At 65.9% G+C, this 26,266-nt stretch carries 19 protein-coding genes and 1 pseudogene; 9 read left to right on the top strand and 11 right to left on the bottom strand.

The window, feature by feature from the left end:
• The 5 genes and pseudogenes from ACVMDN_RS15535 to ACVMDN_RS15515 all read right to left on the bottom strand — a co-directional run bounded on the left by ACVMDN_RS15535 (position 1) and on the right by ACVMDN_RS15515 (position 10,809).
• Complete coding sequence (locus tag ACVMDN_RS15535) at positions 1-1,473, bottom strand: efflux transporter outer membrane subunit (protein ID WP_076832244.1); 1,473 nt, start codon at positions 1,471-1,473, stop codon at positions 1-3.
• A pseudogene (locus ACVMDN_RS15530) lies at positions 1,474-4,759 on the bottom strand (efflux RND transporter permease subunit).
• Positions 4,760-4,762: 3 nt separating this feature from the next.
• Positions 4,763-7,870, bottom strand: coding sequence for an MdtB/MuxB family multidrug efflux RND transporter permease subunit (locus tag ACVMDN_RS15525; RefSeq protein ID WP_057019984.1), 3,108 nt, complete (start codon positions 7,868-7,870; stop codon positions 4,763-4,765).
• Positions 7,867-9,186 carry an MdtA/MuxA family multidrug efflux RND transporter periplasmic adaptor subunit gene (locus ACVMDN_RS15520; protein ID WP_206601537.1) on the bottom strand — a complete coding sequence of 440 codons (1,320 nt, stop codon included), beginning with the start codon at positions 9,184-9,186 and terminating at the stop codon, positions 7,867-7,869. The genes ACVMDN_RS15525 and ACVMDN_RS15520 overlap by 4 nt, the downstream gene beginning before the upstream one ends.
• Before the next feature lie 177 nt (positions 9,187-9,363).
• The gene (locus ACVMDN_RS15515; protein ID WP_018271403.1) at positions 9,364-10,809 is read right to left on the bottom strand and encodes a DASS family sodium-coupled anion symporter; all 1,446 of its coding nucleotides are present in this window, start codon (positions 10,807-10,809) and stop codon (positions 9,364-9,366) included.
• Positions 10,810-11,032: 223 nt separating this feature from the next.
• On the opposite strand from ACVMDN_RS15515, the gene aat reads away from it, so the two are divergent.
• The gene (gene aat, locus ACVMDN_RS15510; protein ID WP_076832236.1) at positions 11,033-11,713 is read left to right on the top strand and encodes a leucyl/phenylalanyl-tRNA--protein transferase; all 681 of its coding nucleotides are present in this window, start codon (positions 11,033-11,035) and stop codon (positions 11,711-11,713) included.
• A gap of 107 nt (positions 11,714-11,820) precedes the next feature.
• Here aat and ACVMDN_RS15505 read toward each other — a convergent pair whose 3' ends face one another.
• On the bottom strand, positions 11,821-12,822 hold the full coding sequence (locus ACVMDN_RS15505; protein ID WP_168857922.1) for a DUF2155 domain-containing protein: 1,002 nt from the start codon (positions 12,820-12,822) through the stop codon (positions 11,821-11,823).
• A gap of 246 nt (positions 12,823-13,068) precedes the next feature.
• Between ACVMDN_RS15505 and ACVMDN_RS15500 the strand changes: the two genes are divergently transcribed.
• From ACVMDN_RS15500 to ACVMDN_RS15485, 4 genes are all read left to right on the top strand, one after another.
• Complete coding sequence (locus tag ACVMDN_RS15500) at positions 13,069-13,848, top strand: SDR family NAD(P)-dependent oxidoreductase (protein ID WP_141343331.1); 780 nt, start codon at positions 13,069-13,071, stop codon at positions 13,846-13,848.
• 111 nt (positions 13,849-13,959) lie between these two features.
• Positions 13,960-14,901, top strand: coding sequence for an alpha/beta hydrolase (locus tag ACVMDN_RS15495; RefSeq protein ID WP_141343332.1), 942 nt, complete (start codon positions 13,960-13,962; stop codon positions 14,899-14,901).
• Between the two features lie 176 nt (positions 14,902-15,077).
• Positions 15,078-16,301 carry an SLC13 family permease gene (locus ACVMDN_RS15490; protein ID WP_028332265.1) on the top strand — a complete coding sequence of 408 codons (1,224 nt, stop codon included), beginning with the start codon at positions 15,078-15,080 and terminating at the stop codon, positions 16,299-16,301.
• Between the two features lie 114 nt (positions 16,302-16,415).
• A complete protein-coding gene (locus tag ACVMDN_RS15485; RefSeq protein ID WP_229193149.1) occupies positions 16,416-16,850 on the top strand; it encodes a hypothetical protein in 435 nt (144 codons plus the stop codon).
• A 247-nt stretch (positions 16,851-17,097) separates the two neighbouring features.
• On the opposite strand, the gene ACVMDN_RS15480 is transcribed toward ACVMDN_RS15485, so the two are convergent.
• Positions 17,098-17,316, bottom strand: coding sequence for a hypothetical protein (locus ACVMDN_RS15480; RefSeq protein WP_141343333.1), 219 nt, complete (start codon positions 17,314-17,316; stop codon positions 17,098-17,100).
• A 121-nt stretch (positions 17,317-17,437) separates the two neighbouring features.
• Positions 17,438-18,376 carry a GlxA family transcriptional regulator gene (locus tag ACVMDN_RS15475; protein WP_057019977.1) on the bottom strand — a complete coding sequence of 313 codons (939 nt, stop codon included), beginning with the start codon at positions 18,374-18,376 and terminating at the stop codon, positions 17,438-17,440.
• 140 nt (positions 18,377-18,516) lie between these two features.
• On the opposite strand from ACVMDN_RS15475, the gene ACVMDN_RS15470 reads away from it, so the two are divergent.
• The gene (locus ACVMDN_RS15470) at positions 18,517-19,266 is read left to right on the top strand and encodes a DJ-1/PfpI family protein (RefSeq protein ID WP_456835111.1); all 750 of its coding nucleotides are present in this window, start codon (positions 18,517-18,519) and stop codon (positions 19,264-19,266) included.
• Positions 19,267-19,576: 310 nt separating this feature from the next.
• Here ACVMDN_RS15470 and ACVMDN_RS15465 read toward each other — a convergent pair whose 3' ends face one another.
• Positions 19,577-19,987 (bottom strand): NADH:ubiquinone oxidoreductase subunit NDUFA12, encoded by a 411-nt coding sequence (locus ACVMDN_RS15465; RefSeq protein ID WP_057019975.1) that lies wholly within the window; start codon positions 19,985-19,987, stop codon positions 19,577-19,579.
• 269 nt (positions 19,988-20,256) lie between these two features.
• On the opposite strand from ACVMDN_RS15465, the gene ACVMDN_RS15460 reads away from it, so the two are divergent.
• Positions 20,257-20,811 carry a BA14K family protein gene (locus ACVMDN_RS15460; protein ID WP_253590373.1) on the top strand — a complete coding sequence of 185 codons (555 nt, stop codon included), beginning with the start codon at positions 20,257-20,259 and terminating at the stop codon, positions 20,809-20,811.
• A 67-nt stretch (positions 20,812-20,878) separates the two neighbouring features.
• Here ACVMDN_RS15460 and ACVMDN_RS15455 read toward each other — a convergent pair whose 3' ends face one another.
• A complete protein-coding gene (locus ACVMDN_RS15455; protein ID WP_246786724.1) occupies positions 20,879-21,715 on the bottom strand; it encodes a DMT family transporter in 837 nt (278 codons plus the stop codon).
• A 240-nt stretch (positions 21,716-21,955) separates the two neighbouring features.
• Here ACVMDN_RS15455 and ACVMDN_RS15450 point away from each other — a divergent pair, with 240 nt between their 5' ends.
• Positions 21,956-22,360 carry a response regulator gene (locus tag ACVMDN_RS15450; RefSeq protein WP_028332273.1) on the top strand — a complete coding sequence of 135 codons (405 nt, stop codon included), beginning with the start codon at positions 21,956-21,958 and terminating at the stop codon, positions 22,358-22,360.
• A gap of 19 nt (positions 22,361-22,379) precedes the next feature.
• Positions 22,380-24,617 (top strand): CHASE3 domain-containing protein, encoded by a 2,238-nt coding sequence (locus ACVMDN_RS15445; RefSeq protein ID WP_141342640.1) that lies wholly within the window; start codon positions 22,380-22,382, stop codon positions 24,615-24,617.
• A gap of 6 nt (positions 24,618-24,623) precedes the next feature.
• Here ACVMDN_RS15445 and ACVMDN_RS15440 read toward each other — a convergent pair whose 3' ends face one another.
• Positions 24,624-25,517, bottom strand: coding sequence for a DMT family transporter (locus tag ACVMDN_RS15440; protein WP_141342639.1), 894 nt, complete (start codon positions 25,515-25,517; stop codon positions 24,624-24,626).
• Positions 25,518-26,266 lie beyond the last annotated feature (749 nt).

Raw genomic sequence — 26,266 nt, 5'->3', positions numbered from 1 at the left:
TCATGGCACTGCCGCCGCCAGCGTACCGGCGGGCGTCCAGCCGCCGCCGAGCGCCTGGAACAGGCTGCTCGCCGCGAGCAGCTTGTTGAGCCTGACCGTGACCAGATTGTTCTCGGCGGTGAACAGCGTCTGCTGCGCCTGCAGCACCGTGATCAGGTTGACCGTGCCGCCGCGCAGCTGCGTCTCGGCGACCTCGAACGCCTTGCGCGAGGCGGCGACGACGTCGGACTGCAGGCGCTCCTGCAATGTGTACTTCTGCAACGCGATCAGCGCCTTCTCGACATCGGCGAAGGCCGACAGCACCGCCTTGCGATAGGCCTGCAGGTTTTGCAGCTGCTGCCCCTTGGCGAGCTTGAGCTGGCTCTCCAGCAGGAAGCCGTCGAACAGCGGCTGGGTCAGCCCGGCGGCGAGCGTGTAGTACCAGGCGCCGGGCGCGAACAGCGCGGCGAGCGCCGCGCTCTGGAAGCCGGTAGTGCCGGTCAGCTGGATCTGCGGAAAGAATGCCGCGCGCGCCGCGTCGACGCTGAAATTGGACGACGCCAGCTGCGCCTCGGCCTCGCGGACGTCAGGCCGCTGGTAGAGCAATTCCGACGGCAGTCCCGGCGTGACGCGCGGCACCGCGATCTGCGTGGTGGACCCGCCGCGCACCTTGAAATCGGCCGGCGCGCGCGCCACCAGCACGGCGAGCGCCGCGGTGTTCTGCCCGACCGTTACCTCGAGCGGCGGGATCGCCGCGCGCTGCGTGGCGACCAGCGCCTCCTGCTGCGACAGATCCAGCTGCGAAGCGGTGCCGCCCGCAAATTGCGACTTGATCAGCGCAAGGATGCGCTCGGCCGCCGCGAGGTTGCGGCGGGTGACCTTGATCTGGTCCTGCGCCGCCAGCAGCTGGAAATAGGTGTTGGCGACCGTCGCCATCGTGGTCAGCGCGACCACCTCGCGATTGTAGCGCGCGACGGTCGCGCTCTCCTCGGAGGCCGACAGCGTCGCGCGGTTCTTGCCCCAGAAATCGACGATGTAGCTTGCGCTCAGCCCCAGGCTGTACTGCGAGAAGGTGCCGCTGGTGCCGAACGACGAACTGGATCCCGTTGCCACGCGCTGACGCTCGGCATTCGCCGATCCGGAGATGGACGGCAGCAGCGCGGCGCCGGACACGCCGACCTGGGCGTCGGCCTGCACGATCTGGGCGATCGCCACCGCGATGTCGAGATTGTAGAGCTGCGCGGACTCCATCAGCCCGGTCAGTTCGGGCGAGCGGAAGCCGCGCCACCAGGCGAGCGCCGGAACAGCCGCGTCGGCATCGCCTTTGGCCGCAGTCTTGTAGCTCGCCGGCACTTCGAGGCTGAGCTCCGGCTTCTCCGCCCCGGGAATACAGCCGGACAGACCGAGGCTGAGGCCGCCGAACGCCGCCACGCGCAGAAACCGGATCGGCTTGCGCATCAACTGAAGATTTCGCAACGCTGTACCTGTCGGCATTTACTCGCCCGGTTGAAGTGAGGAGCCCGGCGTCCGCATCGCGCCGCCACGGCGCGCGCGCTGGGCCCACAGGCGGAACCGGTCGAGATAGAGGTAGATAACCGGCGTCGTGTAGAGCGTGAGGACCTGGCTCAGGATCAGGCCACCGACGATGGCGATGCCGAGCGGCTGCCGCAGCTCGCCGCCGTCGCCCATGCCGATCGCCAGCGGCACCGCCCCGAGCAGCGCGGCCATCGTCGTCATCATGATGGGGCGGAAGCGCAGCAGGCAGGCCTCCCGGATCGCCTCGAGCGGCTCCAGCCCGCGCCTGCGTTCCGCTTCCAGCGCAAAGTCGATCATCATGATGGCGTTCTTCTTCACAATGCCGATCAGCAGGATGACGCCGATCAGCGCCATGATACTGAACTCGGTCTTGAATGCCATCAGCGCCAGCAAGGCGCCCACACCCGCCGAGGGCAATGTGGACAAGATGGTCAGCGGATGGATGTAGCTCTCGTAGAGCACGCCCAGCACGATGTAGATCGCCACCAGCGCGGCCAGGATCAGGAACGGCTGGTTGCTCAGCGAGTCCTGGAACGCCTTGGCGGTACCCTGGAAGGTGCCGCGGATCGTGGCCGGGACCCCAATCCGGTTCATGGTCGCCTCGATGCTGCCGACCGCCGTGCTCAGCGACACGTTCGGCGGCAGGTTGAACGAGATGGTGTTGGCGACCAACAGACCCTGGTGATTGACCGCAAGCGGCGTCGCGCCCTGCTTGAATGCTGCAACTTCCGACAGCGGGATCATGGTCTCGCTGCTGGTGGAGACGGCCGATCCGGTCGAGGCAACGCCCTTCCCGGTCGAACCGATCGAGTTGGTGGCCTGGTTGCGCGCGGCCTGGGCGTTGGCTGCACTGGCCGCGCTGGAGTTGCCTGGGGCGACGACCGTGCCTGCCACCGCGTTGGTCGATTGCGAGCCGCCGACCGATCCGCCGGACGTGCTGATATAGACGTCCTTCAGCGTCTCCGGGTTCTGCCAGTAGCGCGGCGCGACCTCCATGATGACGTGATACTGGTTGCGCGCGACATAGATCGTCGACACCTGCCGCTGGCCGAAGGCGTCGTAGAGGGTGTTGTCGATCTGGCTCACCGTGATGCCGAGCCGGGCCGCGGCGTCGCGGTCGATCACGAGATCGGATTCCAGGCCCTTGTTCTGCTGGTCGCTGTTGACGTCGGCGAGATCAGGATCGCGCTGCAGGGCCGCCGCGATCTTCGGCGTCCATTCATTGAGCTCCTCCAGCGTCGATCCCTGCAGCGTGTACTGATACTGCGCGTTCGAGGCCCTGCCCCCGACCCGGATGTCCTGCACCGCCTGCAGGAACAGGCTCGCGCCCGGCACCACCGACATCTCGCGGCGCAGCCGCGCGATCACGCCGTCGGCGCCGATCTTGCGCTCATCAAGCGGACGAAGCGAGACGAACACGAAGCCGGAATTGGTCTGCCCGCCGCCGGTGAAGCCGACCGCCGTCTCAACCGCCGGATCGCGCTTGATGATGCCGACGAACCGCGCGAGCTTCTGCTGCATCAGCTGGAACGACACGCTCTGGTCAGCCTGGATCGAGCCGACCAGCCGGCCAGTGTCCTGCTGCGGGAAGAAGCCCTTCGGGATCACGTCGTAGAGATAGAAGTTGAGGCCGAACACCGCCGCCAGGATCAGCATCACCGACAGCGGATGCGCCAACGCCGCGGTCAGCGTTCTGCGGTAGAAATTTAGCATCGCCTCGAAGAAGCGCTCGCTCGCCCAATAGAGCCGGCCATGGCTGCCGGCGTCGGGCTTGAGCAGCACGGCGCACATCATCGGCGTGGTCGCCAGCGAGACCGCGAGCGAGATAAGGATCGAGATCGAGATCACCATCGCGAACTCGCGGAACAGCCGCCCGACGATGCCGGCCATCAGCAGGATCGGGAATGAACACCGCGATCAGCGAGATGCTCATCGACAGCACGGTGAAGCCGACCTCGTTGGCGCCCTTCAGCGCCGCCTCGAGCGGGCTCAGCCCCTGCTCGATGTAGCGGGTGACGTTCTCCAGCACCACGATGGCGTCGTCGACCACGAAGCCGGTCGCGACCGTCAGCGCCATCAGGGAGAGGTTGTCGAGGCTGTAGCCGAACAGGTACATCGCCCCGAAGGTCGCAACCAGCGACACCGAGACCGCCACCACCGGAATGAAGGTGGCCCGCGCATTGCGCAGGAAGGCGAACACCACGATGATGACCAGCAGCACCGCCAGAACCAGGGTTCGTTCGACGTCCCGGAGCGAGGTGCGGATGGTGGTCGAACGGTCGACCGCAAAGCCTATATCGATCGCCGGCGAGACTGACGCCTGCAGCTGCGGCATCACCCCCTTCACGAGGTCGACGGTACTGATGATGTTGGCGTTCGGCTGCCGGTAGAGGATGATCAGCACCGCCGGCTTGCCGTTCGCGAGACCGGCATTGCGCAAATTCTCGACGCCGTCGGCCACCTCGCCAACGTCGGAGAGATGAACCGGCGCGCCATTGCGGTAGGCCACGATCAGCGACTTGTAGTCGCCGGCCTTGTTGGCCTGGTCGTTGGCGTAGACCTGGTAGCGCTGGTCGCCGACGTCGATGCCGCCCTTCGGGCTGTGGGCGTTGGCGCTCGACAGCGCCGCGCGGACGTCTTCCAGACCGATGCCGTATTTGTAGAGCGCCTGCGGGATCAGATCGACGCGCACGGCCGGCAGCGAGCTGCCGCCGACCACGACCTCGCCGATGCCCTCGACCTGCGACAGCTTCTGCGCCAGCACCGTGGAGGCGGCGTCGTAGAGATCGCCGCGCGTCAGCGTATCCGACGTCAGCGTCAGGATCAGGATCGGCGCGTCGGCCGGGTTGACCTTGCGGTAGGTCGGATTGCTGCGCAGGCTGGTCGGCAGGTCGGCCCGCGCCGCATTGATCGCGGCCTGCACGTCGCGCGCCGCGCCGTTGATGTCGCGGTTCAGCCCGAACTGCAGCGTGATGCGGGTCGCGCCCACCGAGCTCGACGACGTCATCTCGGTGACGTCGGCGATCTGGCCGAGATGTCGCTCGAGCGGACTTGCGACCGTGGTCGCGACATCCTGCGGGCTGGCGCCGGGCAGCGTCGCCTGCACCGAGATGGTCGGGAAATCCACCTGCGGCAGCGGCGACACCGGCAGCTTGAAGAACGCGACAATGCCGGCCGCCGCAAGCCCGAACGTCAACAGCGTCGTTGCCACCGGCCTACGGATGAAGGGCGTTGACGGATCCATGGCTCAACGCGACCCGCTCGCCTCGCCGATCTCGTCCGCCCGCCCGGCAAACCGCAGCGCGAGGCGATCGAACCAGAGGTAGATCACCGGTGTCGTGAACAGGGTCAGCAGCTGGCTCACCAGGAGGCCGCCGACGATCGAAATGCCGAGCGGATTCCGCAGCTCGGACCCCGCGCCGCTGCCGAGCATCAGCGGCAGCGCGCCGAGCACAGCTGCCATCGTCGTCATGATGATCGGCCGGAACCGCAGCAGGCAGGCCTGATAGATCGCCTCCCGCGGCGGCTTGCCCTCGTTGCGCTCGGCATCGAGCGCGAAGTCGATCATCATGATCGCGTTCTTCTTCACGATGCCGATCAGGAGGATGATGCCGATGATCGCGATGATCGTGAGATCCTGTCCGGCCATCATCAGCGCCAGCAGCGCGCCGATCCCGGCCGAGGGCAGCGTCGAGAGGATGGTTAAAGGATGGATGAAGCTCTCATAGAGCACGCCGAGCACGATATAGACCGTGATGATCGCGGCGAGGATCAGGAACAGCTGGTTGGACAGCGAGGACTGGAACGCCAGCGCCGCGCCCTGGAAGCTCGTGATCATGCCGAGCGGCTGGTTGATGTCGGCCTGCGCCTGCTTGATCGCCGTCACCGCCCCGCCGAGCGAGGCGCCGGGCGCCAGGTTGAACGAGACGGTCGCCGACGGGAACTGGCCGAGATGCGAGATCTGCAGCGGCGCGGTCTCCACCCGCATCTTGGCCATCACCGACAGCGGCACCGGCGTCGAGCCCACCGATGACGGCAGGTAGATCGACGACAGAGAGTCCAGCGAAGTCTGCAGCGACGGATCGGCCTCGAGGATCACGCGGTACTGGTTCGAATTGGTGAAGACGGTCGAGACGATGCGCTGGCCGTAGGAATCGTACAGTGCGTTGTCGATCGTCGCCGGCGTGATGCCGAATCGCGCCGCCTGGTCGCGGTCGATGTCGACGAACACCGAAAGCCCCTGCGCCGAAATATCGCTCGTGACATCGCTGAGCTGGGGCAATTCCCGGAGCTTGTCGACCAGCTTCGGCGTCCATTCCGCAAGCTCGTTCGGATCGGCATCCTGCAGGATGAACTGGTACTGCGTCCGGCTCACCGTGCCTTCGATGGTGAGGTCCTGGACCGGCTGCATGTAGAGCGTGATGCCGGTCAGCGCCGCCGTGCTCGCCTTGATCCGGTCCATGATCGTCGAGACATTGGCCTTGCGCTGCTCATGCGGCTTCAGATTGATCAGGATGCGGCCGCTGTTCAGCGTGGTGTTGGTGCCGTCGACGCCGATGAACGACGACAGGCTCTGCACGTCCGGATCCTTCAGGATCGCGCTGGCGAGCCGCTGCTGCCGCTCGGCCATCGCCGCATAGGACACCGATTGCGGCGCCTCGGAGATCGCCTGGATCACGCCGGTGTCCTGCACCGGAAAGAAGCCCTTGGGGATAACGACGTAGAGCAGCGCCGTCAGACCAAAGGTGGCGAGCGCGATCAGCAGCACGAAGGTCTGGCGATCCAGCACCCAATTGAGCATCCGGGCGTAGATCGCAATGACGGCATCGAAGCCTTCGCGGCTGAGCCGCTGGAAGGTGTTTTCCCGCGCCATGGCCTCCGGCTTCAGTAGCTTGGCGCAGGCCATCGGCACCAGGGTCAGCGACACCACGGCCGAGATCAGGATCGTGACCGACAGCGTGATGGCGAATTCGCGGAACAGGCGGCCGACGACGTCGCCCATGAACAGCAGCGGGATCAGGACCGCGATCAGCGATACCGTCAGCGAGATGATGGTGAAGCCGATCTGCTCCGACCCTCGCAGCGACGCCTCGAGCGGCGACTCGCCCTCCTCGATGTAGCGCGAGATGTTCTCGATCACGACGATGGCGTCGTCGACCACGAAGCCGGTCGCGATCGTCAGCGCCATCAGCGACAGATTGTTCAGGCTGAAGCCGAACAGATACATCGCGCCCAGCGTGCCGACCAGCGAGAGCGGCACCGACAGGCTCGGGATCAGCGTGGCGCGGGTCGAGCGCAGGAACACGAAGATCACAAGCACGACCAGAATCACGGCGAGCGACAGCTCGTATTCGACGTCGCGCACCGAGGCCCGGATCGTGACGGTGCGGTCGGTCAGGATATTGAGGTCGATCGCGGCCGGCAGCGTGGCCTGCAGCTGCGGCAGCAGGTCCTTGATGCCCTGCACCACCGAGATGACGTTGGCGCCGGGTTGGCGCTGGATGTTGAGGATGATCGCCGGCGTCTCGTTCATCCAGGCGCCGAGCTTGTCGTTCTGCGCGCCGTCGACGACGTTGCCGACATCGCTGAGGCGGACCGGCGAGCCGTTCTTGTAGGCGATGATCAGCGAGCGGTAGTCGCTGGCATTGCGGATCTGGTCGTTGGCATTGATGGTGTAGGCGCGCATCGCGCCGTCGAAGTTGCCCTTCGGCGTGTTGACGTTGGCGTTGCCGAGCGTGGTGCGGAGATCGTCGATGTTGAGGCCATAGGCCGCGAGCTTGCGGATATCAGCCTGGATGCGCACCGCGGGCCGCTGGCCGCCGCTGATGCTGACGAGGCCGACGCCCGGCAGCTGCGAGATCTTCTGCGCCAGCCGCGTGTCGACGAAATCCTGTACCTGGGTCAGCGGCATGGTCTTCGAGGTCAGGCCGAGGGTCAGGATCGGCGCATCGGCCGGATTGACCTTGGCGTAGATCGGCGGCGCCGGCAGGTCCGACGGCAACAGATTGCCCGCGGCATTGATCGCGGCCTGCACCTCCTGCTCGGCGACGTCGAGCGAGATCGACAGGCCGAATTGCAGCGTGATCACGGACGAGCCCGCCGAGCTCACCGAGCTCATCTGGGTCAGATTCGGCATCTGGCCGAACTGCACCTCGAGCGGCGCCGTCACCGACGAGGTCATCACGTCGGGGCTCGCGCCCGGATAGAAGGTCTGCACCTGGATGGTCGGGTAGTCGACCTCCGGCAGTGCCGCGACCGGGAGAAATCTGAATGCCAGCATGCCCGACAGCATGATGGCGATCATCATCAGGGTCGTCGCTACCGGCCGCAGGATGAATGGCCGCGACGGGTTCATTTCTTCTGCCCGTCCTCGGACCGCTTGTGGTGGCCGCCTCCGGGATCAGCGCCGTCCTTACTATCTCCCTTGCCGTCTCCCTTCGCGGCCCCGTTCGCCGCCCCCTTGGCCGCAGCGGCAGGGTTCGCGGCATCGGCGGCGGAGCGCACCACCACCTTCGCACCCTCGCGCAGCTTGTCGGCGCCGTCGATCACGATGCGATCGCCGGCCACGAGCCCGGACAGCACCTCGACCCGGTCGCCGTCGGTGACGCCGAGCTTGACCGGCCGAACCGAGACCGTGCTGTCGGCGTTGACGAGATAGACGAAGGTGCCGGGGACACCGCGCTGGATGCCGGCGGTCGACATCGTCGTCGCATCCTTGTGGGTATCGAGCAGCAGGCGGACGTTGACGAACTGGTTCGGAAACAGCGTGCGCTTGTCGTTCTCGAACTGCGCCCGCAGCTTGATGGTGCCGGTGGTCGCATCGATCTGGCTGTCGAAGGTCTGCAACGATCCCTCGGCGAGCTTGTTGGCGCCGCTGCGGTCATAGGCCGCCGTCGGCAGCACCGCGCCCTCCCTCAACCGCTTCGAGACCGCCTGCAGATTGTCCTCCGGCAGCGTGAACAGCACGCTGATCGGCTCGAGCTGCGTGATCACGACGAGGCCGTTGGTATCGCCGGGCGTCACATAGTTGCCGAGATCGACCTGGCGCAGTCCGACGCGCCCGTTGATCGGCGACACGATGTGACAATATTGCAAATTCACCTCGGCCGACTTCACCGAGGCGCGATCGGCCTCCACCGTGCCCTGGTACTGCGCGACCAGCGCGACCTGGGTATCGAGCGTCTGATGCGGCACGGCGTTCTGCGCGGCGAGGTTCTGGTAGCGGGTGAGATCGACCTGGGCGCCCTTCAGCTGCGCCTCGTCGCGGGCGAGCTGGCCCTTGGCCTGCGCCAGCGTCGCCTCGTAGGGGCGCGAATCGATCTCGGCGATCAGGTCGCCCTTCTTGACCTCATCGCCCTCCTTGAAATCGATCTTCATCAGATAGCCGCTGATCTGGCTCCTGATCGTCACGGTCGCGAGCGACGTCACGGTGCCGAGCGCATTCAGGCTGACGCCGATATCGCCCTTGCCGATCGTCTCCGGTACGATCGACATCGGCCCGGCGTTGCGCCCGCCACCGGCCTGCGGCGGCGCGGCCTGCTGCCGCGTCCACCAGACGATGCCGGCAAGCACCGCCAATACGAGACATCCCGTCAGAAACCCCCGCCAACGCGATCCTCGCCTGGTTCGCTCGGGCGCCACAATCGACGGGTCTTTGATCTGCTGGTCCATAACCTGCCCACGAAGAAACACGAATGAGCTCGCGCGGCTCTATGTGTCCCCTGAACTCCGCGCGCGCCACATCCGACGAAGCATTTTGAAGGCTTCTGCCGGACAAAGCGCGTTAAGAATTGTAAGGATAGCGGCTCTTCCCGGTCGGCCGCTGTTTCTCGCTGGATTGTGGCTATTTTACCCGATCATTTGTAACCAGGGCAACACGATCAGCAACAATCCGGCAAAGTAGATCAGGCCGAAGATCAGCCCGAATTTCCAGAAGTCGCCTTTGCCGATATAGCCGCTGCCGTAATACATCGGCGCCGGTCCCGTGGCATAGGGCGAAATCACGCCCATCAGGCCCAGCGAATAGACGCAGAGCAGCATCAAGGTCTGCACCGACAGGCCGGGAATGCTGGAGCCGACGGCGAGCACCACCGGCAGCACCGCGGCGGTATGCGAGGTGATGCTCGAGAAGAAATAGTGGATCCAGAAGAAGAAGGTGACGAGCAGGATCATCCCGACCAGCGGCGACGTGCCGGAAAGCGGCTTGGCATAGCCCTCGGCGACCCATTTGATGAAGCCGATCTCGTTGAGGCCGGACGACAGCGTGAGCAGCGAGGTGAAATAGAAAAATACCTCCCACGCACTCTTCTCCGCGACGATGTCCTCGAACGCGATCACGCCGGTCAGCAGCATCAGCGAGATCACGACGAACACGACCGTGGTCGCGTTGATGAAATTCGAGCCGAGCAGCGGCACGCTGATGTTGGGATTGGAGCCGCAGATCCACAGGAACATCGCGAGCACCACCAGCACCGCCATGATCCATTCGTGCCGCGACGGCGGCCCCATCTTGGCGAGCTCGCCCTCGCTCCAGGTCACGATCTCGGGGCTCTCCTTGATCTCGGGCCGGCAGACCAGATAGCTGAGCAGCGGCACCAGCAGCAGCAAGAGGATCCCGAGCGGCGCGAAGCCTATGAACCATTGCGACCAGCCGACCTCGATGTTGACGAGCTTCTTGGCGATCGAGAGCGCGGCGGCGTTCGGCGCCAGCGCGGTCAGGAACAGCGAGCTGGTGACGGCCGTGGTCGCGAACGCGGTCCACATCACGAAGGTGCCGATCTTGCCCGCGGTCGGGCCGGGCTCGGAGCCGTAGATGCGCGGGATGTTGCTGACGATCGGATAGATGGTGCCGCCGGAGCGCGCGGTGTTGGACGGCGTCGCCGGCGCCAGCACGAGATCGGAAAACGCCACCGCATAGCCGAGCCCGATGGTGCGGCGGCCGAGGCCGCGCACCAAGAGCAGCGCCAGCCGGCGGCCGAGCCCGCTCTTGCGATAGCCGATCGAGAACACGAAGGCGCCGACGATCAGCCACACCGTGCTCTCGGAAAAGCCGCCGAGCATCCAGCGCAGCGATTTGTTCGGGTCGTGCTCGACATAGCCGCCGATGCCGGCGACCGTCAGGCCGATCAGACCGACCGCGCCGACCGGCATCGATTCAAGGATCAGCCCGGTGATCACGGCGGCGAACACCGCGAAATAGTGCCACTGATTGGCGTTCAGCCCCGAAGGCACCGGGACCAGATAGATCACAAGCCAAACCAGCAACGGCGCAAACGTCCGCCATGACCATTTCATGCAGCGTCCCCCTCACCTGTGTCGATTGTCGGGCGCGCAAGCCGCCGTGTCCCGGCAGCGCCGCCATCTTTTTGTTGCAATCTAGCACGACCGCGCAGTCCGTCTCGGGAAACTGCTGCGGAACGGCGCGGCTTGTGGAGGAACCAGCGCGTTTCGTCAACACGTAGCGTCCCGGTGGCAGCCCCCATCGCAAGACCGCCCGCGCTTTGCTATCCTTGGCGGTATGACGTCACGCGACTCCGCCTCCTCCGAGATCACGCCCGAGGTGCTGCTGCGCGCCTATGCCTGCGGCATCTTCCCGATGGCGGAGAGTGCCGACGATCCGACCCTGTTCTGGGTCGAGCCGGAATTGCGCGGCGTGATTCCGTTCGACGGCTTCCGTGTCGCCTCCCGCCTGGCGCGCACCGTGCGCTCGGATGCCTTCACGGTCACCGTCGATACCGCGTTCAAGGCCGTGATCGCCGGCTGCGCGGCGCCGCAGCCCGGCCGCGACGACACCTGGATCAACAGGCGCATCCGCGATCTCTATGTCGGGCTGTACGCGTCGGGCCATTGCCATAGCGTCGAGGTCTGGCAGGACGACAATCTGGTCGGCGGGCTCTACGGCGTCAGCCTCGGCCGCGCCTTCTTCGGCGAAAGCATGTTTCACACCACGCGCGATGCATCGAAGGTCGCGCTGGTGCATCTGGTGGCGCGGCTGATCGCGGGCGGGTTCGAACTGCTCGACACGCAATATGTGACGGAGCACCTGAGGACGTTCGGCGCGATCGAGATCTCGCGGCGCCGCTATCGCGCGCTGCTCGACAAGGCGATCACGGGCGCGCCGGCGGATTTCCGCAAGCTCGACGCCACCCAGCCGGTCAAAGGTGCCGACGCGCTGGCAATCATTGCCGAGCGCAATTGAACGGTTGATCGCGTAGCCCGGATGAAGCGAAGCGCAATCCGGGACAAGTCTCTCCGCGGAGAGAAACCCGGATTTCGCTGCGCTCCATCCGGGCTACGCCGTGCTTGCTAGTTCCCAAACAATCCGCCGAACAACCCGCCCGGCCGCTGCTGTTGCTGGGGCGGCGGAGGTGGCGGCTGCTGCTGCTGGTATTGCGGCTGTGGCGGCGGACGCGGCGCGGCCTGCTTCGGCGGCGCGCGCTTCTGGGCCGGCGGTGGCGGAGGCGTCGGCGCCTTCGGCGGGTCGGGCGCAGCGGTCACGATGGTCTGGTCCGGCCCTTTGCAGTCGGTCAGCCAGATGTCGTAGATCGGATGCTCGACGCCGTGCAGGCCGGGGCTTGCCGCGAACATCCAGCCCGAGAAGATCCGCTTCACCTCGCCCTGCAGCGTGATCTCGTCGACCTCGACAAAGGCGTCGGTGTTGGCGGCTTCCGTCGATGGCCTCGTGTAACAGGCATCGGTCTTCACCCGCAGCGCGCCGAACTGCACGGTCTCGCCGATATCCTCGTCAAAATTGATGATGCGTCCGGTGATCTTGTCGAGACCGGAGAAGCTCGCCTTCTTGTTGGTAATCTTGGTCGACGGCGGCTCCTGCACGACCTCGTCGCCCGGCTGCAACGTGGCAGGCGTCTGCGGCGGGGTGCCTGGGGGCGTGCCCTTGGGACGCTGCCCCGGCGGCAGCGGGTTGGCGCCGGGCGGCGTATTGGCGACGGCGGGACCGCCGGGTTGCGGCGGCTGCACAGCGACACCGGGCTGGGTGCCCTGCGGAGCCACCGTCGAGCCCGGCGGCGGCGCCAGCGGCTGCGACTGCACGCTGCCGGGCGGCGGCACCGCCTGGCCTGGCGGCAGCGCCCGCGGCTGTGTCGGCAGCAGACGGCCGCGCGGCAATTCCGGCACTTCCTCGTCGTCGTCGCTGGGAGGAGCCGGCTGACCACGCGGGATCGAGCCGGGCGGACGCGGCGCGGGATCGGAGAAAATCGTTCCGATCTGCGCGCGCGCGGGCGGCGCAAGCGAGATGGTTGAGGCGGCAACCAGGGCCGCAAAGCCAGTCAGGGCAACGGTTCGAAGCATCTCGCGCGGCTTTAAAGGGCGAATCGGGCTCGCGACAGTCTACCTTGATATCGGCCGCTCGCAGGCCACCGGTTAACACGCCGAATACGGCGGGGAAAGGGCACCCGGCCACCTCTCCCCGGTCCACTGGGCAGCCTCTGGTCACTCCTGGGAACACGTGTGATAGTCCTCACGCTGAAGGCACGCCGCCGCGCGTGAAAACCAGGAAAATCCGGATCGAACCGGACCAGCCAGAGGAAACCCACCATGCCCGATCGCATCAGGCTCGACGGCCGGGTCGCCGTCGTCACCGGGGCTGCCGGCGTCATCGGAACCGCCTCGCTTCAACTGCTCGCCGAACGGGGTGCGCGGATTGTCGCAGTCGACCGCAAGGGCGCCGATCTCAAGGCCGCCATCAAGGACCTGCCCGCCTCGGCCGAGGCCCTCGCAATCGAAGCCGACGTTACCGACGAGGACGAGGTCAAGGACTATGTCCGCGCCGCCGTCGACCGCTTCGGCACCATCGATGCCTTCTACAACAACGCCGGCGTCGAGGGCGACATCAGGCCGATCCCCGAATATTCGCTGGAGAGCTTTCGCCGGGTGCTCGACGTCAATGTGGTCGGCGTCTTCCTCGGCATGAAGCATGTGCTGCCGGTCATGCTGAAGCAGAACCAGGGCAGCATCATCAACACCGCCTCGATCGCGGGCCTGATGGGATCACCGATGATCGCGGTCTACAGCGCGAGCAAGCACGCGGTGATCGGGCTGACCAAGAGCGCGGCCTGGGAATGCACCGGCACCAGCGTGCGGGTCAATTGCGTCTGCCCCGGCATGATCGAGAGCCGGATGCTGAGCACGATCCTGCAGGGCCGCTCCGGCGGCAACGCGCCGCCGCCGATCGAGAAGATCGTCGACCGCATCCCGGCGCGCCGGCTCGGCCTCGCAAGCGAGGTCGCCTCCATCGTCGCTTTTCTTGCCTCCGACGAGGCGAGCTACGTCTCCGGCTCCGCCTACACCGTCGACGGCGGCCGCACCGCCGCCTGACACGACCGTCATTCCGGGATGGTGCGCAAGCACCAGACCCGGAATCTCGAGATTCCGGGTTCGATGCTTCGCATCGCCCCGGAACGACATCACCAAAAGAAGGTCCTCCCAATGCCCGTCGTTCTCGATCCCGATGCCGCTGCCGTCTACAAGGCGTTCCAGGAGTCCGGCCGTCCCGCCTATGAGACGCTGACCGCGCCGGAAGCGCGCGACTATTACCGAGCCGCCCGCGTCGTCTCCAATCCCGAGCCTCCCGCGTTGGAATCGAGCAAGCCGCTCGCGATCCCGGCGCCGCACGGCACGATCCCTGCCCGCATCTACACGCCGTACACGCTGCGCAAGAAAGACGGGCTCGCGCCCTGCCTGGTGTTCTTCCACGGCGGCGGCTGGGTGATCGGCGACCTCGATACCCATGAGGTGGTTTGCCAGAAGCTTGCCCATGAGGGCGAGCTGATCGTGATCTCGATCGATTACCGCCTCGCGCCCGAGCATCGTTTCCCTGCCGCGGTCGATGACGCCGTCACCGCGACCCGATGGGTCGCCGCCAATGCCGGGGATCTCGGCATCGACGTCGCGCGCCTGATCGTCGGCGGCGACAGCGCCGGCGGCAACCTCGCGGCGGTGGTTGCCCTGACCGCCCGCGACGGCGGGCCGAAGCTCGCGGCCCAGCTGCTGATCTATCCCGCGACCGATTTCTCGCGGAAGCATCCCTCGCATCGCGAGCCCGAGACCAGCATCCTCCTGACGCATTCGGTGATCGGCTGGTTCGCCAACCATTATCTCGGTGACGCCGACAACAACGACTGGCATGCCTCGCCGGCGCGCGCGAAGGACTTTGCCGGCTTGCCGCCGGCCTATGTGCTGACCGCCGGCGCCGATCCGCTCCGCGACGAAGGCGACGAGTATGCGAAATTCCTCAAGGACGCCGGCGTGCCGGTGACCTACCGGCATTTCCCCGGCCAGTTCCACGGCTTCTTCACCATGGGCAAGCTGCTCAATCAGGCCAATATCGCGGTGACCGAGATCAGCGCCTGGCTGAAGACGCTGGGCTAAGCAATCAGATCAGCGGCGACGTGCCTAGCGTCGTCCCGATCGGGCTCGCGAGCGCATCGCGAGCCTGTTGCGGCGTTCCTGTTGCGGCGTTAGTGCGCCTTGAAGTTCCCCACGCCGCGCGATAGTGCCGCCGTCAGCGCTTCACGCCGCCGGGCACTCCAGCCATCGAGATCGTCTTGCTCACGCCACTCCTCGTCTACGGTATCCCGCTCGATTTCATCCTGTTCGCGCTGACGCTGCTCGGCGTCGCGATCTTCCATCACCACACGCTCGCGGTGGCGCTGACGGGCCTTGCCGCGATCGTCGCCTACAAGCTGCTGTTCGCGGGCTTTGCGAAATTCGGCGCGGGCCTGCCCGGTCTCGCGCATCACATGGAGCATGAGTGGGTCACGCTCGCCAACCTGTTCCTGCTCCTGATGGGCTTTGCGCTGCTGTCGCGCCATTTCGAGGAGAGCCGCATTCCCGACGAGATGCCGGCGCTGCTGCCCGATGACTGGAAGGGCGGACTGATCCTGCTGGTGATCGTGTTCGTGCTGTCGGGCTTCCTCGACAATATCGCGGCCGCGCTGATCGGCGGCACCGTGGCCCGCCACGTGTTCCGTGGCCGCGTCCATATCGGCTATCTCGCGGCCATCGTCGCCGCATCGAATGCCGGCGGCGCCGGCAGCGTCGTCGGCGACACCACGACGACGATGATGTGGATCGACGGCATCAGCCCGCTCACGGTCGTGGAGGCATATGTCGCAGCCATCGTCGCGATGCTGGTGTTTGCGGTGCCGGCCTCGCTGCAACAGCACCGCTTTTCGCCGATCGTGAAGGATGCACCGTCCGGCCTCAGAATCGACTGGGCGCGGGTTGCGATCGTGGCCGTGATCCTGCTCGCCGCGCTGACGGCCAATGTGACGGCCAATCTGAAGTTCCCCGCGCTGCTCGATACGCTGCCCGTGCTCGGACTCGCGGTCTGGGCCGCGATCCTGGTCACCTCGGTGCTGCGGCGGCCGGACTGGTCGGTGATGCCCGAGACGCTGAAGGGCACCGTCTTCCTGCTCGCGCTGGTGACGGCGGCCTCGATGATGCCGGTGGAGAAATTGCCCGCCGCATCGTGGCAGACCGCGCTCGGGCTCGGCTTCGTCTCGGCAGTGTTCGACAATATTCCCCTGACCGCGCTGGCGCTGAAGCAAGGCGGCTATGACTGGGGCTTCCTCGCCTACGCGGTCGGATTTGGCGGGTCGATGGTCTGGTTCGGCTCGTCGGCGGGCGTTGCAGTGTCCAACATGTACCCGGAAGCCAAATCGGTGGTCCGCTGGATCACCCAGGGCTGGCCGATCATGGCGGCCTATGTCGTCGGCTTCTTTGTGATGCTCGCACTGCTTGGCTGGCATCCCGACGCGCCACATTGACGCAACACAATGCTGCAATGCACAATTGCGCTTACCTCAAAACTGTGGAAAATCGAGACAATTCCGTTGACATTGCTAAACTCCATTCGCCGTAACAAGTTATGGAGAGTTCGCATGAGTGTTAGTGCAGAAGTCCTCGCCCGCGCTCCGTCGGAGCAGATGGAGGACGAAATCAACACGGTGACTTCGCATCGACCACGCAGCAACATCCGGCCCCTCTCGCCGATGCCGGACTATGTCGAGCATCGCAACGGCGTCAACGAGGTGGGCAAGCTGTCGGCCGAGGCGGTCGTGCGCGAATATGAAGCGGCGGTGAAAGAGATCGAGGCCCTTGGATCGGAACTGCAACTGGCCGCCAAGAACTGCGAGGTCATGGTCGCAGGCGTTCATGACATGATCGCGGAGATCAAGGAGTTCGCTGCCGGTTACCGCGATCAGGGCAAGCGCTTCTTCCTGCAGATCGAAGCCGTCTCGCTGATGACCGCGGAGGTCAGGGATACCTGCGAAGCACTCAAGAAGAAGATCGCAACCGATACATTGGGCCAGTGATCTTTCGGTTGAAGCACGGTTCGCGATCAGAGCATCCGTGGATATCTGCGATCGTGGGCTGATCCTGTGTTGGTGAATGACTGCGCTATTCCGGCGCGGCGGAACCGTTAGTTCTATTCAAGACCAAGTCGCTCAAGACTAAGTCGTTCAACATCTTGCCCCGCTTCGGCGGGGCATTTTTTGTTGCGAGACGAGTGATCTCTGCACGGGCTGCGTCCTCGAACCGGCCGGACCTCCGTCCATGCCCTTAACGTGCGTCAGTTGCACGCCCGGTCATGTCCGTTGCCGGAGGCAAATCGGATATCGCGGACCAGCGATCGCTGAAATCCTTGGCCGGGAGCGCGTCCGTGCTGGCGACGGCGATGCCGTCGGTCCGGGGCGCGTGCGACTTGATGGTCGCGGCGGTTGCGGTGACAGCCAGCAGGGCGACAGCCACGAACCCGGTAATCGTTCGATGCTTTGTCATTAGAACCTCCTCGGGTCCCCAATGCCCACTTAACGTGGGTCACGGGAACCCTCGTCAGGTTCATCACTGCAAAGACACATGGATCGCGTGAAATCGGACAACGAGCTTGTCCCAAACGCGCCTACCCGGCCCGCGCCGCACGCCGTAGCGATTGCGGCGGCTGGCCGAAGGCGCGGATGAAGGCGCGGCGCATCCGCTCAGGATCGCGGAAGCCGGTGATCTCGGCGACGCGCTCGATCGCCTCGCCCGACGACTGCACGCGCTGCCGCGCGACTTCGATCCTGAGCCGCTCGACCGCTTTCGACGGCGTCGTGCCGGTCTCCGCGATGAAGGCGCGGGTGAAATGCCGCGAACTCATCCCGGCCTTGTCGGCGAGGTTCTCGACCGTCAGCGGCGCATCGAGATGCTCGCGCGCCCAGGCGAGCAGCGGCCCGAACCGGCCGTTCGGCGTCTTCAATTCCAGCAGCGAGGAAAACTGCGACTGCCCGCCGCTGCGCCGATGATACAGCACGAGTTGCCGCGCGGTGTTCTGCGCGACCTCGTCGCCATAGTCCTCGGTGATCATCGCGAGCGCGAGGTCGATGCCGGCGGTGATGCCGGCCGAACTCCAGATATTGCCGTCGCGGACGAAGATCTGGTCCGGCTCGAGCTTGATCTTCGGATAGGTCTTCACGAAATGCGGCGTGCGCTGCCAATGCGTAGTGGCGCGGCGGCCGTCGAGCAGGCCCGCCTCGGCCAGCACATAGGCGCCCGAGCAGACGCTGGCGACGCGAATGCCGCGGCCGGCCATCCGCCGCACGAATGACAGCGTGGCTGGACAGGTCGCCGGCGTGCGCACACCGTTGCCGCCGGCAATGATCAACGTCGTGATCGCCGTCGATGGCTTGAAGCCGCGTGCGAGCATCTCGACACCGGACGAAGAGCGCACCGGTCCTGCCTTCACCGCAAGCGTCCTGATCGCCGGCGCGTTGTTGGCGAAGCGCGCCGCGATCTCGAAGGCCGCGATCGGCCCGGCCGCGTCGAGCAGCTGGAAGTCGGGAAAGATCAGGATGCCGATCATCGCCAAATCCTCGCGGGTGACGTTACTTTCCTGGCAGCCCTCTCTCAGGAGCCTTCGTCCGAAAATGAGGGAAATACGCCATTTTGGACGAGAGGCCATCATGACATCGTGGTTCCGTCAAGCGCTATTTGGAGCCCCCGATGACCGAACCCCTGCAGATTGGATTGCTCGTCTTCCCGAAGGTGACCCAGCTCGACCTGACCGGTCCGCTGCAGGTGTTTTCCTCGGTCCCCGGCGCCAAGGTCCATCTGATCTGGAAGCGCATCGAACCCGTTCCGACTGATTCCGTCATGGTCCTGACGCCGACCACGACCTTTGCCGATTGCCCGCAGCTCGACGTGATCTGCGTGCCCGGCGGCTTCGGCACCGACGACATGGTCGGCGACGAGGAGATGCTGGCCTTCCTGCGCAAGCAGGCCGAGGGTGCGAAATACGTCACGTCGGTCTGCACGGGATCGCTGGTGCTCGGCGCGGCCGGCCTGCTCAAGGGCTATCGCGCCACCACGCATTGGAGCTCGATTGATTTCCTGTCGGGCTTCGGGGCCATTCCGACCAGGACGCGCGTCTGCGTCGACCGCAACCGCTTCACCGGCGGCGGCGTCACCGCGGGCATCGACTTCGCGCTGACGCTGGTGTCGGAGCTCGTCGACCGCAAGACCGCGGAAGCGATCCAGCTCAGGCTCGAATACAACCCGGCCCCGCCGTTCAACGCGGGCTCGCCGGAGACCGCACCGGCCGAGATCCTCGCTTTCATGAAAGAGCGGATCGCGCCGTCGCAGGCGCGCCGCGCCGACTTGATGGGCCGTGCCGCGGCACGGCTGTCCTGGCCTGATTGCCGCAAAGAAAAAGGCCGCCCGGTTTCCCGAGCGGCCCTTCCTGTCTCACGGTAGCCTCACATTTGCGGGCGATTTCAGGACGTCTGTACCGGGGGCCTATCTCCCGGCCGCATCCAACTCGGAGGCCGCTGCACATCGGGACAGTCGCGATCTGGAGCCCGATCCGACGCGATGGTTTCCCATCTCCGTAAGATGGCCCTATTGAGCCGCGAACCCGCGCCCGGCGCAAGCGGGCAGCATCGGCTGCAGCCCACCTGTCCCCGCTGTTACCGTTGTTCACAGGCGCGCGCTTGCGCTGCCGGGCGCGTGTGCGATGCACGCTCGTCGTTACGCACGTGCACGTCAGAACAACAATGCGTGAAAGTCAGCTTCCCGGCGTCCAGGCGTGATAGTCGCCGGTCGCCTTGGGGCGGCGGCCGCTCGCCAGCGTCGAGCCGGACGGGCGGTAAGCCTGCGCGGTGCCGGTCAGGTTCGGCAGATGCGGCTTCTCCCATTCGCGCGCCTGGTAGCTCTCCTCGGTCGGCGGCACATCAACCGTGTGATGCAGCCAGCCGTGCCAGCCGGCCGGAATGCGGGAGGCTTCGGCGTAGCCGTTGTAGACCACCCAGCGGCGCTCGAAATGCAGCGTCGGGTCGATCTCACCGCCCTTGGTGCGGTAATAGCGGTTGCCCTGCTCGTCCTCGCCGACCAGTTCGCCGAATCGCGAGGTCCACAATTGCGTGCCAAAGGTCTGGCCATTCCACCAGGTGAAGAATTTCAGCAGGAATTGTTTCATGCGTGGCCGGTCGTCGGTTCGAGACTATGCGGCTCTGATGCCACCTCATTCCCCAAATGTCCAGCCGCCGCCAAGGTAGCCCCGCACCCCTCGGACAGCCCCCGGTTTATGCACCCGTTTGGCGACCAAATGACGCGCTCACGAGGAGTTTTGTTCAGCTGCCATACATGAGCCGCCGGCTACGCGAAGATGACCCACAATCAATGTGGAGCACGGGAACGTCCGACCACAGAGATGGTTAGACATTCACCGTTTTGATGGAGTCCAAAATGATTAATATGAAGGTTCTGAGCACCGCCGCGGCTCTGGCGCTTGCGCTGCCGTTGGCTGTGGCGCCGACCGTTTCGTTCGCCCAGTCTGCCGCACAGATGGGTGCGATGGGCGGCGGCGGCGGCCACGTTGGCGGCGGCGGTGGTGGCGGCTTTGGCGGCGGCCGCGGAGGCGGAGGTGCCATGGGCGGCGGCGGTGGCGGCGGCTGGCACGGCGGCGGTGGCGGTGGTCACTGGGCCGGTGGTGGCGGCGGCGGTTGGCGCGGCGGTGGCGGCTGGCACGGCGGGTATCATCGTGGCGGCGGATTCTGGCCCGGCGCGGTGGCCGGTGCGGTCGTCGGCGGCGCCCTCGCCTCGGGCGCTTATTACGGCTCCGGCTATGGCTACGGCCCCGGCTATTATGACGACAGCTACGGCTATTACGATGAACCGTCTGTCGCCGTGGAGGTGCCGAGTGGCGGCGGCGCCAGCTACTGCGCGCAGCGCTACAGGTCCTACGATCCTGCCTCGGGCACCTATCTCGGCTATGACGGCCGGCGGCATCCCTGCCCGTAATGAAGGCCTGAATTCTTGATTGCAAAAGGGCGGCGCCAGCGCCGCCCTTTTTTCATGTACGCAAGTCTTATGTGCGCAAGGCGACCGCGACGGCCGCGAACGTCACCACGAGCGCTGCGATGTCGCTCGTGCTGAGCGGCTCGCGCAGCATCGCCGCTGCCGCAAGCACGCCGACGACGGGGACCAGCAGCGTGCCGATCGACGCGGTCGCCGCCGGCAATCGCTCGAGCGCCGCAAACCAGCAGACATAGCAAAGGCAGAACTGGATCAGCGTCATGTAGATCATCGACGCCCAGCCGAACTGCGACAGCGCGGCGAGCTGCGGCTGCTCGATCATGATGCCGATGATTGCGATCGGCACGCAGCCGATCGCAAGCTGCCAGGCCGCGAGCGACAGCGGCGGCATCGCGAGCTTGAACGATTTGGTCAGCACCGTGCCGAGCCCGACGCAGACCGCGCCGGCGAGCGCGAACAGAATCCCCGGCAGCTTGCCGAGGCTTGCGTCGATGCCGCCGCCGCCGATCAGCACCGCGATCCCGGCGAGCGCCACCGCAAGCGCAAGCGCACGCGGCAGCGACACACGCTCGCCGAGCACCGGCCAGGCCACCAGCGCGACCCACACCGGAATCGATATTCCGAGCACGGCCGCCTCGCTGGCCCGCAGCCAGATCAGCGCGAGGCCCATGGACGCGACCCAGCCGCCGATCGACAGTGTCGACACCAAAGCAAGCCGCAACCACATGCCGTCGGGCACGCGCAGCGTCTGTCCCCGCACCAGCGCGACCAGGCCGAGCGCAACCGCGCCGACCACGCCGCACAGCCCGCGCGCGGACAGCGGCGGCCACTCCGTGAGCAGGAACTTCATGATCGGGAAGTTGAGTCCCCAGCCGATCGAGGCGACCACCAGGAATGCGACGCAAGCGGTGACAGCGGGGCGCGGCCGGCGATGGGAACTGCGGTCATGGACCTGTCGTAAAGGGGGATGGACAAATACAGGTGATGTGTCACGGCTAGCTGGAAATCTGCTTGTCAGCAAACAGCATATGCATTCTATGATACAGACTTACCGTCTAGGTTCCGCCTTAATTGACGAACAGGCCAAGCGAGTCGCCGGCACGCGAGGCCGTTAGAAAGAGGATGCATCGTGCCGAGCGTTCTCGTGGTTGATGACGACCCGATGGTGTGCGTTGCCATCGAGGTGTGTCTGCAACGCCAGGGCTTCGAGGTCACCGTCGCCGATGGCGGCGAAGCCGGCATGCGCGCGCTCGAGCAGGCCACCTTCGACGTCATGCTGGTCGACGTCTTCATGCCGCATATGCGCGGTTTCGAGGCGATCCGCGTCTTCCACGAGCGCGCCCCCGAAATTCCCGTCATCGCGATGTCGGGCTATGCCTTCGCCAATGCCGACCGCGCGCCGGACTTCCTGCGGATGACGATCGAGCTCGGCGCGTCCGCCTGCCTGCGCAAGCCGTTCACCCCGCAGGCGCTGATTGCCGCCGTTAACGAATGTCTTGCGAAGTATGCACCTTCCGCTCGTCTTTCGAAATAATTGCTCGTACTAATCGTCGATGGCTTCCCAGCGTCTCATTCTCGGCAGCGGCCTTGCGATCCTCCTCGTCATCAGCGCGGCGTCGATCGGGTTGGACGTCAAGTCGCGCAGCGAGATTGATTCGGTCGACCGCACGCTCAGCATCCTGAAGCGCATTTCGGACGCGCGTCAGCTGCCGCGCAGCGTCGAGAGCGCGGCGCGCGGTTTCGCGCTGACCGGCGATGCGTCCTTTGCCGACGAGTTTCGCGAGCAGAGCGCAGCCCTCACCGCGGCCTTCGACGATCTGATGGCGGCGGTGACGTCGGCCCCCGAGGAGGCGCAGCTGATCACGGGCACCAGGGTCGAGGTCCAGCGTGCCATTGCGCTCGGCGCCGAGCTGATCAGGTTGCGCAGCGCGGGCGACACGGCCGGCGCCGCGGCGCTGGTCTCCGCCGGCGAGAGCCGCGCGCTGACCGACAAGGTCGGCGCGGCGCTCGACCGCCTGGTCACCGAAGAGCGCCGCCTGCTCCGGATTCGCACCGACCAGTCCAAGACCAATGGACGGCTGCTGCTAATGATCGATCTCGCCGGCGTGGCGATGATCCTGCTGCTCGCGATCGCGCTAACGGTGACGGCCCGGCGCGCCAGCCGCGAACTGCAGGGCGCGCTCAGCGCGACCAAGGCGACCAATCTGTCGCTCGAGGGCAAGGTCGCCGATCGCACCAAGGATCTCGGTGCCGCGCTCGAAGAGCTCCGCCGTTCCACCTCGGTGATGGAAACCACCTTCCGCACCATGGCGGAGGCGGTGCTGGTGATCGACAGCGCCGGCACCGTGCTGCTGTCGAACCCGGCCGCCGAGAAGATGCTGCGCTACAAGCCGGGCATGACAGTCCGGCAGCTGCGCGCCATGAGCAACGTGTTCCAGTCCGACGGCGTCACGCCGATGCAGGCCGACGACATGCCGTCGGCCAGGACGCTGCGCGGCGAGGAATTCGACGGGCTGGAATTCGTCGCCAAGCCGGTGCGCGGCGCGCCGGAGATTCACCTCGTGGTGTCGGGCCGGCCGCTGCGCGATGGCGACGACACCGTCACCGGCGCGGCGCTGATCTATCACGACATCACCGCCTCGCGCGAAACCGAGCACAAGCTGCAGCAGGCACAGAAGCTCGACGCCATCGGCAAGCTGACCGGCGGCGTCGCGCACGACTTCAACAACATGCTGACGGTCATCACCGGCACCACCGAGACGCTGGTCGACAGCCTGCGCGCCCAGCCGCAGCTCGCGAAAACCGCCGAGCTGATCGACCGCGCCGCCGAGCGCTGCCGCGAGCTGATCCAGCACCTGCTCGCCTTCGCGCGCCGCCAGCCGCTGGAGCCGCGCACCGTCGACATCAACGGCACCGTGGTCGACATCGCCAAGCTGCTGCGGCCGACGCTCGGCGAGCAGATCGAGATCAGTTCGGTGCTGGCGCCCGATGTCGCCAGCGTCCATATCGATCCGTCGCAGCTTGCCAACTCGCTGCTCAACATGGCGATCAACGCCCGCGACGCGATGCCGAACGGCGGCAAGCTGCTGTTCGAGACCAGCAACATCGTGCTCGACGACGCCTATGCGGCTGTCAATCCCGACATCACGCCGGGCCGCTACGTGCTGCTCGCGGTCAGCGACACCGGCACCGGCATGTCGCACGCGGTGCAGGACAAGGTATTCGAGCCGTTCTTCACCACCAAGGAAGTCGGCAAGGGCTCCGGCCTCGGCATGAGCATGGTCTACGGCTTCGTCAAGCAGTCCGGCGGACATATCAAGATCTACAGCGAGGAAGGCCACGGCACCACGATCAAGCTCTATCTGCCCCCTGCCCGCGGCCAGGTCGAGGTCGAGGCGCCCCCGCCGGAGCCGGTGCGGCGCGGCAGCGAAGTCATCCTGGTGGTGGAAGACGACCAGCTGGTGCGCAACTACGTCGTCACGCAGCTAGGCGCGCTCGGCTACAAGACCATCGCCGTGCCCGACGCCCGCGCCGCGCTGGCGCTGGTCGACAAGGGCGAGAAGTTCGACCTCCTGTTCACCGACGTGATCATGCCCGGCGGCATGAACGGCCGCCAGCTCGCCGACGAGGTGCAAAAACGCCGCCCCGGCATCAAGGTGCTCTACACCTCGGGCTATACCGAGAACGCGATCGTGCATCACGGCCGCCTCGACGAGGGCGTGCTGCTGCTGGCCAAGCCCTACCGCAAGGCGCAGCTCGCCAGCATGCTGCAGCAGGCGCTCGGCGAGTGATGTGAGCTACCTCGTCGCGAGCGCGACGCCGGCGAGGGTGAACAGCAGCGCGACGATCTGGCTTGGCCCCAGCGGCTCGTGCAATGCGACCGCGGACGCCACCACGCCGATGACAGGCACCGCCATGGTGCCGATCGCCGCGACCGAGGCCGGCAGGCGGGCGAGCGCGGCGAACCACGCGACATAGGCGACGCAGAACTGGATCAGCGTCGAATAGACCAGCAGCCACCAGCCGACGGTCGTGATGCGGTCGACATGCGTGGTCTCGATCATCATGCCGACGATCGCGATCGGCACGCAGCCGAGGCCGATCTGCCAGGCCGCGGCCGGGATCGGCGGCATCACCAGCGGATATTTCTTCGCCAGCACCGTGCCGAGCGCAAAGCCGAAGGCGCCGCCGAGCGCCATGATGATTCCCGGCAGCTTCTCCTTGCTTGCGGTGATGCCGCTGCCGCCCATGATCGCGGCGAGGCCTGCAAAGGCCATCACCAGCGCGATGGTCCGCAGCAGCGTCGGCCGTTCGCCGAGCACCGGCCAGGCCAGCAGCGAGGCCCATACCGGCATCGTGTAGGCGATCAGCGCGGCCTCGCTCGCCGGCAGCCAGAGCAGCGCCAGCCCCATCAGCACCATCCAGCCGGTGACGTTGAGCGCCGCATAGAGCACGAGCCGCGGCCACAGCCGGCTCTCGACATGCAGGCTCTGGGCGCGGATCAGCGCCAGCGCCGCGAGCAGCACGGCGCCGATCACCCCGGTGGTGCCGCGCAAGGTCAGCGGCGGCAGCTCGCCGAGCAGGAACTTGGTGGACGGCCAGTTGAACCCCCAACCCACCGAGGTGATGGCGAGGAACATCAGGCCGGCGGGCGCAAGGCGCGGCCGCGCTTGAGGCTTCTGGACTGTCATGGAACCCGGCAAGGGTGTGAAAAGGATGTGAGTCGGCCTCACCTTGCCCGCGATTTTGTCGCCCGACCATCACGGCTCTGACATGCCTGATCCGTACTTTGCCCGTAGGCCTACGTGAGTCCCCAAAATTCAATCCGGGACAGCGAATAAAAACTTCGCCTGTGAACAGCGGGGCGAAGCTCCGATCCACAGGCGATAGGAATTTTTTTGGCTTGGGAATCCCTGAGGACTCACCGATAGTTGGCTCGATCACAGGCGCGGCACCGACCCCTGTTATCCCCCTCTTTCCACCATATTTAGTGTTTGATTCAGAAACTCGTACTAGTCCTTGACGGGCGTGACGGACATGGCCTAGCTTTCAACCTGTTCGGCGCGAGTGTGTTTGGGTCCCCGCCGGTCGCTCCCACAAGGGTTCCAAAATGACCACTCCGCCAGGCCTTCGGGCCGCGGGTGAAGGGCTTTTCTGCCCTGATTTTGGGGTCGCCGTCGGGGACGACAAACGGGCCGCGAAGGACCCGGAAACAGAGGCCGTAACCGGCCCGCAAGAAGCGTACGCGTGACGTGTCGCGTGAAGCGTTTTGGGGCGTTGAATGCATGACCCGGAGCACCCGACCAGTCGGGCGCCGCGCCGGGACGATGCCGCCGCAGGACCGGTCATACCGGTGCCCAGCGGATGAGAGAAAACAGGCCGGATCCACCGGCTGAGCTGCGGATGACGGGAGGCGTGCTGACGCGTGTTCCCGGAGTCC

Source organism: Bradyrhizobium sp. USDA 4510 (assembly GCF_054059095.1).
The sequence above is the reverse complement of the archived record's forward strand: the minus strand, read 5'-3'. Positions and strand labels throughout refer to the sequence as shown.

Bases quoted from the DNA above. Each gene is read 5' to 3' on its own strand.
- ACVMDN_RS15485 (WP_229193149.1), top strand. From the start codon at position 16,416: ATGAGTGTTAGTGCAGAAGTCCTCGCCCGCGCTCCGTCGGAGCAGATG.
- ACVMDN_RS15460 (WP_253590373.1), top strand. From the start codon at position 20,257: ATGATTAATATGAAGGTTCTGAGCACCGCCGCGGCTCTGGCGCTTGCG.
- ACVMDN_RS15505 (WP_168857922.1), bottom strand. From the start codon at position 12,822: ATGCTTCGAACCGTTGCCCTGACTGGCTTTGCGGCCCTGGTTGCCGCC.
- ACVMDN_RS15525 (WP_057019984.1), bottom strand. From the start codon at position 7,870: ATGAACCCGTCGCGGCCATTCATCCTGCGGCCGGTAGCGACGACCCTG.
- ACVMDN_RS15500 (WP_141343331.1), top strand. From the start codon at position 13,069: ATGCCCGATCGCATCAGGCTCGACGGCCGGGTCGCCGTCGTCACCGGG.
- ACVMDN_RS15495 (WP_141343332.1), top strand. From the start codon at position 13,960: ATGCCCGTCGTTCTCGATCCCGATGCCGCTGCCGTCTACAAGGCGTTC.
- ACVMDN_RS15445 (WP_141342640.1), top strand. From the start codon at position 22,380: ATGGCTTCCCAGCGTCTCATTCTCGGCAGCGGCCTTGCGATCCTCCTC.
- ACVMDN_RS15475 (WP_057019977.1), bottom strand. From the start codon at position 18,376: ATGATCGGCATCCTGATCTTTCCCGACTTCCAGCTGCTCGACGCGGCC.
- ACVMDN_RS15520 (WP_206601537.1), bottom strand. From the start codon at position 9,186: ATGGACCAGCAGATCAAAGACCCGTCGATTGTGGCGCCCGAGCGAACC.
- ACVMDN_RS15470 (WP_456835111.1), top strand. From the start codon at position 18,517: ATGACCGAACCCCTGCAGATTGGATTGCTCGTCTTCCCGAAGGTGACC.
- ACVMDN_RS15465 (WP_057019975.1), bottom strand. From the start codon at position 19,987: ATGAAACAATTCCTGCTGAAATTCTTCACCTGGTGGAATGGCCAGACC.
- ACVMDN_RS15440 (WP_141342639.1), bottom strand. From the start codon at position 25,517: ATGACAGTCCAGAAGCCTCAAGCGCGGCCGCGCCTTGCGCCCGCCGGC.
- ACVMDN_RS15515 (WP_018271403.1), bottom strand. From the start codon at position 10,809: ATGAAATGGTCATGGCGGACGTTTGCGCCGTTGCTGGTTTGGCTTGTG.
- aat (WP_076832236.1), top strand. From the start codon at position 11,033: ATGACGTCACGCGACTCCGCCTCCTCCGAGATCACGCCCGAGGTGCTG.
- ACVMDN_RS15480 (WP_141343333.1), bottom strand. From the start codon at position 17,316: ATGACAAAGCATCGAACGATTACCGGGTTCGTGGCTGTCGCCCTGCTG.
- ACVMDN_RS15535 (WP_076832244.1), bottom strand. From the start codon at position 1,473: ATGCCGACAGGTACAGCGTTGCGAAATCTTCAGTTGATGCGCAAGCCG.